General features: G+C 67.7%; 14 protein-coding genes. 8 read left to right on the top strand and 6 right to left on the bottom strand.

What is annotated here, in order from left to right:
• Positions 1 to 72: 72 nt before the first annotated feature.
• Positions 73 to 603: a CoA-binding protein gene (locus tag ACWH43_RS13890; protein ID WP_158446259.1), complete on the bottom strand. Its 531-nt coding sequence runs from the start codon at positions 601 to 603 to the stop codon at positions 73 to 75.
• Between the two features lie 109 nt (positions 604 to 712).
• Complete coding sequence (locus tag ACWH43_RS13885; RefSeq protein ID WP_158446260.1) at positions 713 to 1528, bottom strand: enoyl-CoA hydratase; 816 nt, start codon at positions 1526 to 1528, stop codon at positions 713 to 715.
• A 90-nt stretch (positions 1529 to 1618) separates the two neighbouring features.
• On the opposite strand from ACWH43_RS13885, the gene ACWH43_RS13880 reads away from it, so the two are divergent.
• The 3 genes from ACWH43_RS13880 to rpsI all read left to right on the top strand — a co-directional run bounded on the left by ACWH43_RS13880 (position 1619) and on the right by rpsI (position 3319).
• Positions 1619 to 2047, top strand: a complete 429-nt coding sequence (locus ACWH43_RS13880; RefSeq protein WP_260349531.1) for a PaaI family thioesterase — start codon at positions 1619 to 1621, stop codon at positions 2045 to 2047.
• A gap of 328 nt (positions 2048 to 2375) precedes the next feature.
• Positions 2376 to 2837, top strand: coding sequence for a 50S ribosomal protein L13 (gene rplM / locus ACWH43_RS13875; protein ID WP_158446261.1), 462 nt, complete (start codon positions 2376 to 2378; stop codon positions 2835 to 2837).
• Positions 2838 to 2839: 2 nt separating this feature from the next.
• Positions 2840 to 3319, top strand: a complete 480-nt coding sequence (gene rpsI, locus ACWH43_RS13870; RefSeq protein ID WP_158446262.1) for a 30S ribosomal protein S9 — start codon at positions 2840 to 2842, stop codon at positions 3317 to 3319.
• 118 nt (positions 3320 to 3437) lie between these two features.
• Here the strand turns inward: rpsI and ACWH43_RS13865 are convergent, their stop codons facing one another.
• A complete protein-coding gene (locus tag ACWH43_RS13865) occupies positions 3438 to 3752 on the bottom strand; it encodes a hypothetical protein (RefSeq protein ID WP_158446263.1) in 315 nt (104 codons plus the stop codon).
• A 294-nt stretch (positions 3753 to 4046) separates the two neighbouring features.
• Between ACWH43_RS13865 and ACWH43_RS13860 the strand changes: the two genes are divergently transcribed.
• The 3 genes from ACWH43_RS13860 to argC all read left to right on the top strand — a co-directional run bounded on the left by ACWH43_RS13860 (position 4047) and on the right by argC (position 6590).
• Positions 4047 to 4325 (top strand): hypothetical protein, encoded by a 279-nt coding sequence (locus ACWH43_RS13860; RefSeq protein ID WP_158446264.1) that lies wholly within the window; start codon positions 4047 to 4049, stop codon positions 4323 to 4325.
• A 27-nt stretch (positions 4326 to 4352) separates the two neighbouring features.
• Positions 4353 to 5309 carry an agmatinase gene (gene speB / locus ACWH43_RS13855; protein WP_158446265.1) on the top strand — a complete coding sequence of 319 codons (957 nt, stop codon included), beginning with the start codon at positions 4353 to 4355 and terminating at the stop codon, positions 5307 to 5309.
• A gap of 345 nt (positions 5310 to 5654) precedes the next feature.
• A complete protein-coding gene (gene argC, locus ACWH43_RS13850) occupies positions 5655 to 6590 on the top strand; it encodes an N-acetyl-gamma-glutamyl-phosphate reductase (protein ID WP_448153514.1) in 936 nt (311 codons plus the stop codon).
• A gap of 91 nt (positions 6591 to 6681) precedes the next feature.
• Here the strand turns inward: argC and ACWH43_RS13845 are convergent, their stop codons facing one another.
• The gene (locus tag ACWH43_RS13845) at positions 6682 to 7530 is read right to left on the bottom strand and encodes a fumarylacetoacetate hydrolase family protein (RefSeq protein ID WP_158446267.1); all 849 of its coding nucleotides are present in this window, start codon (positions 7528 to 7530) and stop codon (positions 6682 to 6684) included.
• Between the two features lie 439 nt (positions 7531 to 7969).
• Here ACWH43_RS13845 and ACWH43_RS13840 point away from each other — a divergent pair, with 439 nt between their 5' ends.
• A complete protein-coding gene (locus ACWH43_RS13840) occupies positions 7970 to 9295 on the top strand; it encodes an OmpP1/FadL family transporter (RefSeq protein WP_260349530.1) in 1326 nt (441 codons plus the stop codon).
• Between the two features lie 91 nt (positions 9296 to 9386).
• Here the strand turns inward: ACWH43_RS13840 and ACWH43_RS13835 are convergent, their stop codons facing one another.
• Both ACWH43_RS13835 and phaC read right to left on the bottom strand, forming a co-directional pair.
• Positions 9387 to 9623 (bottom strand): hypothetical protein, encoded by a 237-nt coding sequence (locus ACWH43_RS13835; protein WP_158446269.1) that lies wholly within the window; start codon positions 9621 to 9623, stop codon positions 9387 to 9389.
• A 153-nt stretch (positions 9624 to 9776) separates the two neighbouring features.
• Entirely contained in the window at positions 9777 to 11600 is a 1824-nt protein-coding gene (gene phaC, locus ACWH43_RS13830; protein ID WP_158446270.1) for a class I poly(R)-hydroxyalkanoic acid synthase, read from the bottom strand.
• Positions 11601 to 11713: 113 nt separating this feature from the next.
• Here phaC and ACWH43_RS13825 point away from each other — a divergent pair, with 113 nt between their 5' ends.
• Positions 11714 to 12172, top strand: a complete 459-nt coding sequence (locus ACWH43_RS13825; protein ID WP_158446271.1) for a hypothetical protein — start codon at positions 11714 to 11716, stop codon at positions 12170 to 12172.
• Positions 12173 to 12185 lie beyond the last annotated feature (13 nt).

The raw sequence follows: 12185 nt of genomic DNA, 5'->3' as shown, positions 1-12185 counted from the left end.
AGGTCCGGGCCTGGATCCCCGGGGCTTCGCTTTACTGCGCCCGGGATGACGGCGCTAAAACCGGGAAGAGGGTCACGTCCCCGGACGGTTGATCGACAGCTTCTGGAAGCCCTTGCCGGCGAGCGCGGGCTTCTTGGCCGAGAGGATGCGCGAATTGATGCCCTGCCAGCCGATCTCGCCGGAAAGCCGGCCGTATTCGATCTTGGGGCAGCGGTTCATGACGACGGTGACGCCCTTCGCCTCGGCGCGGGCGGCGGCTTCGTCGTTGCGCACCGAAAGCTGCATCCAGATCACCTTCGGCAGCGGATCGAGCGCCAGCGCCTCGTCGGTGATCGGGCCGGCGGCGTCCGAGTTGCGGAAGATCTCGACCATGTCGACCGGGCCGGGGATGTCCCTGAGCGCGGCATGGACCGTCCTGCCGAGGATGGTCTGGCCGGCGAGGCCGGGATTGACCGGGACGACGTCGTAGCCGCGCTCGAGCAGGTATTTCGTCACGATCCAGCTCGGCCGCGCCTCGTTGGCCGAGGCGCCGACCAGCGCGATCCGCTTCACGGATTTGAGGATGTCGCGGATCAGGCTGTCGGGATAGGCGTCGTGGTTCATGCCGATACTCTGTGTCGTTCCCGGGCGAGGCGAAGCGTGGAGCCGGGAATCGCTTCGAGGAGGATTTCCGGTTGGCGGGATGCCCGGGTCAAGCCCGGGCAAGGCGGCCTCACGGCCTCTTCCACACCGGCGGGCGCTTTTCCATGAAGGCGCCGATGCCTTCCTCGGCGTCGCGCGCCAGCATGTTCTCGACCATCACCGCCGAGGCGTGGTCATAGGCCGCCTTCAGCCCCATCTCGCGCTGCTCGTAGAAGGCGCGCTTGCCGATCCTCACGGTGGCCGGCGATTTCGAGGCGATGATCGCGGCGAGCCGCCGCGCCTCGGCCAGCGCCCCGCCGGCCGGCACGACGCGGTTGACGAGGCCCATCCGGGCCGCTTCCGCCGCCGGCACCATCTCGCCGAGCAGCAGCATCTCCAGCGCATGCTTGGCCGAGAGGTTGCGCGAGAGCGCCACCATCGGCGTCGAGCAGAACAGGCCGATATGGACGCCCGGCGTGCAGAAGCGCGCTTCCTCGCCCGCGACGGCGAGGTCGCAGCTCGCCACGAGCTGACAGCCGGCCGCCGTCGCCGTGCCCTCGACCGCGGCGATCACCGGCTGGGGCAGGGCGGTGATCTGCTGCATCGTCGCCGAGCAGCGTCCGAGGATATCGGCGAAATAGGCCCGGCCCCGGTCGGGATCGGCGCGATGCGCCGTCATTTCCTTGAGGTCGTGCCCGGCGCTGAAGACGGGCCCGGCGGCGGCCAGGACGACGGCCTTGACCGAAGGGTCGGCGGCGATAACCGTGAAGGCCTGGCTCAGCGCCGCCAGCATCGCCTCGCTCAGCGGGTTGCGCGCCTGCGGCCGGTTGAGCGTCAGCACCGCGATGCCGTCGGCGTCCTCGCGCAGCAGCACGGGGGCGGCGTCGGGCTTGTGATGGGCGTTCATGGCATTCCCTTTCGGCATTTCGGCCTATTGTCGGGGCGGGTCCGCCATGCTGCAAGGGGATAAGACCCGCTTCAGCCTCCGGTTTTCCGCATGACCACCCGCATGACCGCCTCCGAGATCGAAGCCTATCTCGACGAGGTCTTCCCCCAGCTTCACCATGGCGGGCGCACCTATTTCGTCGAGGCGGTCGGGCCGATGACGGCCCGGATGCGCTGCGATTATCACGAGCGCCATCTGCGCCCGGGCGGCACCATCTCCGGCCCGACCATGATGGCGCTGGCCGATCTCGCGCTCTATGCGGCGATCCTGGCCCAGATCGGCCCGGTGGCGCTGGCCGTGACCACCAGCCTCGCCTTCAACTTCCTGCGCAAGCCGGGGCCGACGGCGCTGATCGGCGAGGCGAAGCTGATGAAGCTCGGCAAGCGCCTGGCGGTCGGCGAGGTCGGGCTCTATTCGCAGGGCGAGGCCGAGATGGTCTGCCACGCGACGGGGACCTATTCGATCCCGGCGGAACGATGAGGCGACGCCCGCCGTGATTGCGAGGTGCGGAGCGACGAAGCGATCCAGAGGACCGGGCCAGCGCTTCACCCCGGTCCCTGCATGGCTCCGCGGGGCCGGTCCATGGGCTTGCCGGAGGCAAAACCCCGGATTCGCAATGACAGAGTAAGAAATATGATGCGGTATCTCGATACCGTTTTTCATATCTGATTGAAAAATCGAAACTTTCTTCCTTCTTCCGCCGATTGCGGTGCTTGACAGTCGATGCGCCGCCCCCTATTGCCACGCCACACCGCCGCCGGATGTCCCGGCGGCTTGTCCTTTTTTACGCAACCGAAGGGTGTCCGCGATGAAGACCGTCTCGCTCAAGCCCGCCGATGTCGAAAAGAAGTGGGTTGTGATCGACGCCTCCGGGCTCGTCGTCGGCCGTCTCGCCTCCATCGTGGCGATGCGCCTGCGCGGCAAGCACAAGGCTGCCTACACCCCGCATGTCGACTGCGGCGACAATGTCATCGTGATCAACGCCGAGAAGGTCTCCTTCACCGGCCGCAAGCGCGAGCAGAAGAACTACTACCACCACACCGGCTTCCCGGGTGGCATCAAGGAGCGTTCGGCCAAGTTCATCCTGGAAGGCCGCTTCCCCGAGCGCGTCGTCGAGAAGGCCGTGGAGCGCATGCTGCCGCGCGGCCCGCTCTTCCGCCAGATCCTCGGCAATCTGCGCGTCTACAAGGGCTCGGAGCATCCGCACGCCGCCCAGTCGCCGGAGGCGCTCGACGTCGCCGCGCTCAACAGCAAGAACAAGAGGGTCTGACCATGGCCGAGGTTCTTCAGTCTCTCTCGCAGCTCGGCGAGGTCGCCAAGCCCGAGCAGCCGGCCGCTCCGGTCCATGTCAAGAAGGTCGACGCCCAGGGCCGCGCCTATGCCACCGGCAAGCGCAAGAACGCCATCGCCCGCGTCTGGATCAAGCCCGGCTCCGGCAAGGTCACGGTCAATGGCCGCGACCAGGAGGTCTATTTCGCCCGCCCGGTGCTGCGTCTCGTGCTGGCGCAGCCGCTCCAGCTCGTCGATCGCATGACGCAGTACGACGTCGTCGTCTCGGTCAAGGGCGGCGGTCTTTCCGGCCAGGCCGGCGCGGTGCGCCACGGCATCTCCAAGGCTCTGACGCATTACGAGCCCGAGCTGCGCGGCCCGCTCAAGAAGGAAGGCTTCCTGACCCGCGACTCGCGCGTCGTCGAGCGCAAGAAGTTCGGCCGGGCCAAGGCTCGCCGCAGCTTCCAGTTCTCGAAGCGCTGATCGTCTCCGGTTCGTCCGGCATGCGGAAGGGCGGCTCTCGCGAGCCGCCCTTTTCGTTTGCGCGCCACCCTGGCGCCGGGCCGTCGCGCCGCGCGGGCGGCGCCGGTCTCCTGGGAGCTCAGTCGCAGACTTCCACCTGCCGCATCACGCCTTCGACATTGGCCTGGGTGAAGCGGCACGGATTGGCCTTCACCGGCGGCGAATAGTAAACATCCGTCTGCTGGTCGTGGTATTTCGGATATTCCTGCGGCGCCTGCTGCGGCTGCAGATCGGCCGGCCTCTGGGTTCCGCGGCTGGCGACGGGGGTGATCAGCCCGCCGAGGCCCGCGCCGGACCGGGCCGGGACCGGGCCGGCCAGAGCCGGCGATTGGAAGGCGAGCCCGCTGCCGGCCAGGGCGAGGGCGAACGCTGCTGCGGCCAGTGTCTTCTTCATGGCTGTCTCCGAACCATTGCATTGAGAGATAAGGGCTATTCGCTCCCGCAGGGTGCTGGGAACGGCGCAGGATGCGGCCCGGAAATGGACCTAGCTTGGTCCGGTCCGCGGCAAATCGGTGGCAGCGATCACAATCATGTGCCTGCTTATCATCATTCGGCTTATGAATTGGCGGCAGGGTATCCGTCAGATGGCGAGCCGGGGGGGCGAAACGCGACCATGCCTCGCGCTGAGAGGCTGATGCGCGCCGCGGATCGTGCTAAAGCCCGGTCGTCCCGATCCCGCCGGTCCGCCATGCGTGTTGTCCTCGTCCTGATCGCCTTCGTCCTGATCGCGGTGCCAGCCCTGATGATGCTGTCGCGCGAGGATCTGCCGCGCGGGCGCCGCATCGGCCGGGCGCTGGTGATCTTCCTCGCCCCGGCCATCGCGCTCGGCGCGATCCAGAGCGTGCCGGAGCTCGACGGGCGCGCGCTCAGCTATCCCAATGCCTGGACGATGCTGCGCCTCGTGCTCAGCGGCCTCGCGCTGATCCTGCCCTGGTGTCTCTATGTCTGGTTCACGGCCCGCCGCTGAGCGGCCCGGCCTTCCCGAGGAGTCCTCATGAGCGAAATCGCCGGCAAGCCGCCGATCGACCACGCCTTCGCCGGCGAGCGCCGCGGCGGCGCGGCCGACCCGACCTATGCGGGGGCGCTGTCCTTCATGCGCCGGCCCTATGGCAAGGCGGTCGCCGGCTGCGATCTGGTGATCTGGGGCGTGCCCTTCGACCTCTCCGTGACCAACCGGCCCGGCACCCGCTTCGGGCCGCAGGCGATCCGCCGGGCCAGCGCGATCTTCGACGGCGACCCGCAATACCCTTCGCGCATCGACCCCTTCGCCCGGCTCGCCGCGATGGATTACGGCGACTGCGCTTTGCCGCGCGGCGATCTGCCCGGCTCCGCGCGGGCGATCGAGGCGGAAGCCGCCGGCATCCTCGCCACCGGCGCCCATCTCGTCACGCTCGGCGGCGACCACTTCGTCACCTTGCCCTTGCTGCGCGCCCATGTCGCCCGGCACGGCAAGCTCGCGCTGATCCAGTTCGATGCGCATCAGGACACCTGGGACGACGGGCCGGGCGGCATCGGCCATGGCAGCTTCGTGCTGGAGGCGGTGAGGGAAGGGCTGATCGACGTCGCGCGCTCGATCCAGGTCGGAATCCGCACGGTGGCGCCGCGCGATTGCGGCCTCGCCGTCATCGACGGCTACGAGGCGCAGGCGCTCGGCGTCGACGCCGTGGCCGAGCGCGTCCGCGCGCATGTCGGGGACGGGCCGGCTTATCTGACCTTCGACATCGACGCCCTCGATCCCGCCTTCGCTCCCGGCACCGGCACGCCGGTCTCGGGCGGGTTTACGGCCGATCAGGCGCTGCGCCTGGTCTGGGGGCTGCGCGCGCTCGACATCCGCGGCATGGACGTCGTCGAGGTTTCGCCGCCCTACGACCATGCCGACATCACCGCGATCGCGGCCTCGACCATCGTCCAGCACCACATCCAGGCGCTGGCCTTGAAGAAGGGCGGCTGAATCGGTTTCTCAGGAAAGGCCGCGAAGCGATTCCCGGGATTCGGCTTTCCTGCCTGGCAGGTCCGTCATCCGGGGGCGGGGGAGCGGCTGCGTCGAGCCTCCTGCCCAAGGCGAGAGCCGCAGGGCGCAATGACGGGATCGGAGCCCAAGCGCGATTGACACCTGCTGCGACCGCGAACATATACGGATGCATGAAGATCCGTTTCATCCGACGTCGCCCGTCCCAGGCCGCTCCGGCGCGCCCGCGATGACGCTCGGCTGAAGCCCGAACGCCCGCGACCGCGCCATCGAGCGCGGTTTTTTTATGCCTTAGCCAACTCGCCTGCCCAGCCACCGGGGGTCCCGATGAGCCAGAACCTGAAAACCATCTTCATCGACGGCGAGGCCGGCACCACCGGGCTCGGCATCCGCGAGCGCCTCGCGGCCGTGCCCGAGGTCGCGGTGAAGAGCATCGACCCGGACAAGCGCAAGGACCCGGCCGCCCGCAGGGAGATGATGGCCGCCGTCGATCTCGTCGTGCTCTGCCTGCCGGACGAGGCGGCGAAGGAGTTGGTCGCGCTGGCCGACGAATTGGGGGCCGACGCGCCGAAGATCGTCGACGCCGCCACGGCCCATCGCGTCGCGCCGGGCTGGGTCTACGGCTTCGCCGAGCTCGAGCCGGGCCACGCCGCCCGGATCGCCAAGGCCGACCGCGTCGCCAATCCCGGCTGCTATCCCACCGGCGCCATCGCCCTGCTGCGTCCGCTCGTCGACGCCGGGCTGATCCCGCATGACTATCCGGTCGCGGTGAACGCGGTCTCCGGCTATTCCGGCGGCGGCAAGTCGATGATCGCCGATTTCGAGACCGGCGTGGCGCCCGCCTTCGAGCTCTACGGGCTGGGCCTGCGCCACAAGCACCTGCCCGAGCTCCAGGCCTATGCCAGGCTGACCCGGCGGCCGATCTTCGTGCCCTCGGTCGGCAATTTCCGGCAGGGCATGCTGGTCTCGGTGCCGCTGCATCTCGACACGCTGCCCGGCCGGCCGGGCATCGCCGATCTCCATCACGCGCTGGCGGAGCGCTATGCCGGCTCGACCTATGTCAGCGTGATCTCGCAGGAAGGGGCGGGCGGCAAGATCGAGCCCGAGGCGCTGAACGACACCAACAAGCTGGAGCTCAGGGTCTTCGGCCAGGACGATCTCGGCCAGGCGGTTCTGGTGGCGCGGCTCGACAACCTGGGCAAGGGCGCGTCCGGCGCGGCCGTGCAGAACATCCGGCTGATGCTGGGGCTGCCCGAGGGCTGAGGCGGGGCGGCCCGCATCGGACCTCCGGGGTGGTTTTCGATACAAAAAGGGCCGCTCGCGCGGCCCTTTCCATATCCCTCGAGCGGGAAGCTCAGTCCTTGTAGGCGACGACGTTCTGCTTCTGCTCGCCCAGGCCCTCGATGCCGAGGCTGACAACCTCGCCGCCCTTCAGGAAGCGCGGCGGCTTGAAGCCGAGGCCGACGCCCGGAGGCGTGCCGGTGGTGATGACGTCGCCCGGATCGAGCCGCATGAACTGGCTGATATAGTGCACCAGATAGGCGGCGCCGAAGATCATCGTCTTGGTCGAGCCGTTCTGGACGCGCTCGCCGTCGACCTCGAGCCACATGGCGAGGTTCTGCACGTCCTTGATCTCGTCGGTCGTCACCAGCCAGGGGCCGAGCGGGCCGAAGGTCGGGCAACCCTTGCCCTTGGCCCACTGGCCGCCGCGCTCGATCTGGAAGGCGCGCTCGGAGACGTCGTTGCAGACGCAGAAGCCGGCGATCGCCGCCATCGCCTTGTCCTCGGGGATGTAGGAGCCGCCGTCGCCGATCACGATCGCCAGCTCGACCTCCCAGTCGGTCTTGTTCGAGCCCTTCGGAATGACGACGTCGTCATTCGGGCCGACGATGCAGTTCGGCGCCTTGTTGAAGAGGATCGGCTCCTTCGGGATGTCCGCGCCGGTCTCGGCCGCATGGTCCGCGAAGTTCAGGCCGACGGCGATGAAGTTGCGCACGTCGCCGACGCAGGCGCCGATCCGCGGCGAGCCCTCCACCAGCGGCAGCGATTCCGGCGACAGCGCCTTCAGCTTGGCGAGCGAGGCCGAGGTCAGCGCCTTGCCGGCGAGGTCCGGAATCACGCCCGACAGGTCGCGCAACCCGCCCTTCGCATCGAGAAGGCCCGGCTTTTCCTGGCCGGGAGCACCGTAACGGAGGAGTTTCAAGGCATTTCCCCAATTCAAACGATATAAATGGCGCGCGATCAGACCGGATGCGCCGCGCGATGACAAGGCCATCGTTACGCATGGCGCGCCTGCGTCTCAAGGCTTCGATGGCGCCGCTTCCGGATTTGTTGCGGGAATGCAACGCGGGCCAGCAAAGCGACATGTCCCTGCGGTCGCAGGGTGACCTCCGGCGCAGGCCGGAATGGTTCAAAAATCGGCAATAGTTCGCATGTGAACGGTCCTTTTGACTCAGAACCGGACGGGCCGTCTTCAAAAACCGTGATTTTGAGCGGTTTTCGTGGTTGCGCTGCCCGATATGGGCCAAAGCGAGGGCGTTTTGCGGCGTTCGCGGCGGGATTGCGGCGGCAATCGGCTCGGGTCATGCTCAGAATCAGGCGGGACGATCAGGTCCCGCACAATGAAAAACGGGATGGATTCGATGAAGGGCCTCGTTCGCAGCGTCGCTGCCGCTTCGGTTTCTCTGGCTGCCCTCCTGGCCGCGGGGGCGGCTTGCGCCTCGTCCTTTGCCATCCGCAGCGGCCAGAGCGCCGAAGGCCTCGGCATGGCCTATGCCGGCGCCGCCTCGGGCGGGATCGGCATGGGCGCGATGGCCTGGAACCCGGCCACCATCACCATGTTCCCCGGCCGCAACAGCCAATGGAACTTCACCTATCTCTATGCGAACGGCGACTATCAGCCGACCTCGACCTCGCGCGTCGTCACCCCGCTCGGCACGATCACCAATCCGATCCAGAACGGCACCGGCAATCTCGGCGGCGACGGCGGCTTCATCCCGGCCTCCTATTCGGCCTGGCAGCTCACCGACCGCCTCTGGATCGGCATGACGACGGGCGCGCCCTACGGGCTGCGCTCGAAGGCGGATAATCAGGTCAACGCCGCGCAGATTTACGGCCGCTCGGCGCGGGTCGCGACGATCAACGTCTCGCCGACGATCGGCTACCAGGTCAATGACTGGCTCTCGATCGGCGCCGCGGCCCAGATCCAGTATTTCAAGGCCGAGCTGAAGCAGGCCTCCGGCATCGGGCCGACGGCCGCCCCGGTCATTCTCGAAGGCGACACCATCGACTTCGGCTATCGCTTCGGCCTCACCCTGACGCCGCTGCAGGGAACCACGATCGGCCTCGCCTATCGCTCCGAGGTGCGCCAGACGCTGGAAGGGACCTTCCGCGCCCCGACCGTCGGGGTCATCCCGGTCAAGGCCAATCTCAACCTGCCCGATTCGGTCGTCTTCGGCCTGTCCCAGGTCGTCAACGACCAGTGGCAGGTCCATGCCGGCGTCGAATGGACGAACTGGAGCCGCTTCCGCAACATCCCGATCGTCGCCCGCGGCATCGGCGTGCCGGTCACCAGCCTGAACTTCCAGTATGACGACGCCTGGTTCTTCTCGCTCGGCGCTGAATACAAGTACAGCAACGCGCTGACGTTGCGCGCCGGCGTCGGCTACGAGCTCTCCGCCGTGAACGACCGCAACCGGACGATCTTCATCTCCGACAACGACCGGCTCTGGCTCTCGGCCGGCGCGAGCTACCAGGTCACCGACAAGATCAAGCTCGATCTCGGCTACACCTATATCGACGTGAAGAAGGCCAAGGTGAACTATAGCGGCACGCATCCCCAGCAGAGCGCGGTGCTCTTCACCGGCGAGGCGAAGCCCTATGTCCACGTCGCCTCGATCGGCCTGACCTATCGCTGGGACGATCCGGCCCAGACGATCCCGGTCCATCCGGTCGTCCGCAAGTACTGAGCCCAGTCGCGGGCCCGGCGCGCTCCGGCCTTTTCGGAAAGCCGGCCTTTGGGCCGGCTTTCCTTTTCGGGCGCCCGGCCGATGCGGCGCCTCAGCGCCACTGGCGCCCGTTGCCGGCCTGGCAGCCATAGGGCGGCAGCGCGCTGTCGAACTGCGCATGCAGCTTGTCGCAGCCCCATTTGTTGATCGGGCCGGGCATCCGGCTGTTCAACGCGATGCCGACCTCGTCATAGGGGCTCACGGTGTTGCTGACATACTGGAACCAGCGCCAGCCGACGGTGCCGGCGACGGCGATCAGGACGACCAGGAGGATTTTCAGGACTTTCACGGACACGGCCTCGCAAAAGGCCGCTGTCTAGAGCACCGACCCGAAAAGGGGAACGCGGTTTTCGGGGAAGGCCGATGCGGAATCGAAGAACCGGGGCCGCGGTGCCGGCAGGGCCGCGGGCCGCCGCGGCGTTCTCCGCCGGCCGGAGCCGGCCTACACCCTCACCTTGACATAGGTTCCCGGCGCATCCGCCAGGGGGGCGATCCTGCCGCCGCCCGGCTCCCGTGCCGCGACCTTCTTCGGCGCCTGTGCCGCGAGCCAGGCGAACCAGTGCGGCCACCACGAGCCCGGATGCTCCTGCGCCGCGGCCATCCAGTCGTCATAGGAGCCCTTCGCCGGCCCCCCGGTCCAGTACTGGTACTTCACCTTGGCCGGCGGGTTGACCACGCCGGCGATATGGCCCGAGCCCGCCACCACGTGCTCGACCGGGCCGCCGAAGCATTGCGAGCCGATGAAGACGGAAGGGGCGGGGGCGATATGGTCCTCGCGGGTGGCGAGGTTGTAGACCGGGATCTTCACCGCCTTGAGGTCGAGCCGCTTGCCGGCGATCTGCATCTCGCCTTTCGAGAGCTTGTTGTCGAGGTAGCAGTTGCGCAGGTAGAAGGAGTGGTTCGCGGCCGGCATCCGCGTCGAATCCGAATTCCAGTAGAGCAGGTCGAAGGGCGCCGGGGCCTTGCCCTTGAGGTAGTTGTTGACGGCGTAGGACCAGATCAGGTCGTTCGGCCTCAGCATGTTGAAGGCGCCGGACATCCGCGAGCCGTCGAGATAGCCGGTGCGGGCCATCTGCTCCTCGATCGCGCGGATCTGCTCCTCGTCGACGAAGACGGAAAGCTCGCCTGCCCGGGAGAAGTCGACCTGCGTGGTGAAGAAGGTCGCGCTCTCGATCCGCTTGTCGCCGATCGCCGCCATATAGGCCAGCGTCACGCCGAGCAGCGTGCCGCCGACGCAATAGCCGATGGCCGAGACCTTCTTCTCGCCGGTGGCCTCTTCGATGACGTCGAGCGCGGCGAAGACGCCCTCGCGCATATAGCTCTCGAAATCCTTGCCGGCATGGCGGGCGTCCGGATTGACCCAGGAGATGCAGAAGACGGTGAGCCCCTGCTCGACGCACCAGCGGATGAAGCTCTTCTCCGGGTTGAGGTCGAGGATGTAGAACTTGTTGATCCAGGGCGGCACGATCAGCAGCGGCCGCTTCAGCACCTGCGGCGTCGCCGGCGCGTACTGGATCAGCTCCATGATGTCGTTGCGGAAGATCACCTTGCCCGGCGTCGTGGCGATGTTGACGCCGACCTCGAAGGAGCGCGCATCCGACTGGCGGATCTTGAGCTCGCCGCCGCCGGCCTCGACGTCCTCGGCGAACATCTTCATGCCGCGCACCAGGTTCTCACCGTTCTGCTGCAGGGTCTCGCGCAGCAGTTCCGGATTGGTCGCGATGAAGTTGGTCGGCGAGAGGGCGCTGGCGATCTGCTTGATGTAGAAGCGCGCCTTCTCGCGGGTATGCGGGTCGAGGTCGTCGGCCTTGTCGACCATGGTCTCGGCCCAGCGCGAGCCGATCAGATAGGCCTGCTTGATGAAGTCGAAGGTCGGATGCTCGGTCCAGTCCGGGTCCCTGAAGCGGGAATCGCGCTTGTCCGGCTCGGCGACCGGCGCGACCTCCTCGCCGCCGGCCCGCTTCAGCGAGGCGCTCCACAGGTTGAGGAAGTCGCCGGTGAGCGAGGCCTGGGCCTCGATGATCTTCGCCGGATCGCTGACCCAGCGCTCGGCCACGCGTCCCAGCGTCCTGACCATGTCGCTGGCCTCGTCGGCCTGGCCGGTCTTGGCCTCGCCGCGCTCGATCGGCTTCAGATAGGCGGCGGTGACCTTGCCGTATTCCTCGAAGAGCCGGCCCATGTTCTGGGCGAACTGGTCGAAGTCCGGGGTCGAAGCGGCGGACGCCCCGGCGGCCTCTTTCGATCGGTCGTCTCCCTGCCGGCCCATGAATCGGATCCCCCTTTGCGACGAGGCTAGCGCATCGCTTCCTATTTTGGTCCTATTAAGGACGCAGCGACTGTGCTTTACCAAGAAAATTCGTCGACCCGCCGGAAGTCCTGATGCCGATCGATTCCCTCGTGAAAAAGCCGCTTCTCCTGTCGGCGATGCTGTTGGCCGGCGTCGCCCTGGCGGGCTGCGCGGCGGACGGTCCGGTCAAGGGCACGGCCGAGGCCATCGGCATGGCGACGACGCCGCAGGAAGCGAAGGCCTTCGTCCGCGCCACCCGCCCTTCCGAGATGGAGTACATCCCGGTGGGAACGACGATTCCGGTGGCGCAGCTCTGCCCCGGCCCGAACCCACCGCCGGCCTATACGCCGAGCGGCCAGTCGGCCCATTTCGCCGCCCCCAAGCCGCTCGTCGACCCGAGCGCTCCCTGCAAGCCGCGCGCCGACTTCAAGGGCATCCAGACGCGCCTCGAGGCCCAGCAGAAGACCAACGAGGCGGCCGGCGAGACGGCCAAGGCGCTCGGCGCCGCGACCACCCCGCCCAAGCCGGCGCAGATTCCGCCGGCGAACTGAGGCACCGCCTTCG

The sequence above is a fragment of the Allobosea minatitlanensis genome, from assembly GCF_964020775.1.
The sequence above is the reverse complement of the archived record's forward strand: the minus strand, read 5'-3'. Positions and strand labels throughout refer to the sequence as shown.

Excerpts from the sequence above, each read along its gene's own strand:
- ACWH43_RS13825 (WP_158446271.1), top strand. The coding sequence starts at position 11,714 with ATGCCGATCGATTCCCTCGTGAAAAAGCCGCTTCTCCTGTCGGCGATG.
- ACWH43_RS13840 (WP_260349530.1), top strand. The coding sequence starts at position 7,970 with ATGAAGGGCCTCGTTCGCAGCGTCGCTGCCGCTTCGGTTTCTCTGGCT.
- rplM (WP_158446261.1), top strand. The coding sequence starts at position 2,376 with ATGAAGACCGTCTCGCTCAAGCCCGCCGATGTCGAAAAGAAGTGGGTT.
- ACWH43_RS13865 (WP_158446263.1), bottom strand. The coding sequence starts at position 3,752 with ATGAAGAAGACACTGGCCGCAGCAGCGTTCGCCCTCGCCCTGGCCGGC.
- argC (WP_448153514.1), top strand. The coding sequence starts at position 5,655 with ATGAGCCAGAACCTGAAAACCATCTTCATCGACGGCGAGGCCGGCACC.
- rpsI (WP_158446262.1), top strand. The coding sequence starts at position 2,840 with ATGGCCGAGGTTCTTCAGTCTCTCTCGCAGCTCGGCGAGGTCGCCAAG.
- speB (WP_158446265.1), top strand. The coding sequence starts at position 4,353 with ATGAGCGAAATCGCCGGCAAGCCGCCGATCGACCACGCCTTCGCCGGC.
- ACWH43_RS13880 (WP_260349531.1), top strand. The coding sequence starts at position 1,619 with ATGACCACCCGCATGACCGCCTCCGAGATCGAAGCCTATCTCGACGAG.
- ACWH43_RS13860 (WP_158446264.1), top strand. The coding sequence starts at position 4,047 with ATGCGTGTTGTCCTCGTCCTGATCGCCTTCGTCCTGATCGCGGTGCCA.
- phaC (WP_158446270.1), bottom strand. The coding sequence starts at position 11,600 with ATGGGCCGGCAGGGAGACGACCGATCGAAAGAGGCCGCCGGGGCGTCC.
- ACWH43_RS13885 (WP_158446260.1), bottom strand. The coding sequence starts at position 1,528 with ATGAACGCCCATCACAAGCCCGACGCCGCCCCCGTGCTGCTGCGCGAG.
- ACWH43_RS13890 (WP_158446259.1), bottom strand. The coding sequence starts at position 603 with ATGAACCACGACGCCTATCCCGACAGCCTGATCCGCGACATCCTCAAA.